Raw genomic sequence first — 642 nt, 5'->3', positions numbered from 1 at the left:
CGAACTATAGTTTATCGGCGACTGATAGAGATGGTAATATAACAGCCAATCCTTTTAAAAGTGTTGGTTCCGCTTTTGAAGGACTTGATAAGAATATCAAGAATGTAAATGACCGTATTAAGGAAGTATCTCAAAGTGTTGCACAAGATTCTTTGAACTGGAGCAAGGAAGCCAATGCGTTTGTAGCTCAGCATGGAGAGAATAAAGAGAGCAGCAAGATCACGTCTCTTGCGAATGGTAACATTGCGGAAGGTTCAACGGATGCAGTAGCAGGTAATCAGCTTTATACTCTAGGTAGCAGTGTTGCTCAGTATTTTGGAGGGGGCGCTAAGTATGAGTAAGGCAAATGGATAGCTCCTACCTTTATAGTAAAAACATTTGATGCAAATGGTAATGAAGGTGAGGAGAGCTATACGAGTGTAGCGGAAGCCTTTACAGGTGTTAATAGTGCTTTCATAAGCTTTGGTAATAAAGTTACCAATGAGATTACCAATCAAGTTAATAATGCGATTACCAAAGTGGAAGGCGACAGCCTAGTTAAGCAAGATGAGAAAACAAAAGTTATCGCGATTGGTGGAGAGAAAGACGGTACAAGCATCAGTATAGCAAATAGTGATGGTGCAGGACGGACCCTTTCAGGCG

At 41.1% G+C, this 642-nt stretch carries 1 pseudogene; it reads left to right on the top strand.

Features of this window, described 5'->3' with window-relative positions:
• A pseudogene (locus ACFIMP_RS09875) lies at positions 1 to 341 on the top strand (Vomp family autotransporter); the annotation flags it as partial.
• Positions 342 to 642 lie beyond the last annotated feature (301 nt).

The sequence above is a fragment of the Bartonella sp. AP65SXKL genome (assembly GCF_042195725.1).
In the GTDB taxonomy this organism is placed as follows: Bacteria; Pseudomonadota; Alphaproteobacteria; order Rhizobiales; family Rhizobiaceae; genus Bartonella.
Note: the sequence above shows the minus strand (reverse complement) of the source record. Positions and strands in the feature narration are given on the sequence as shown.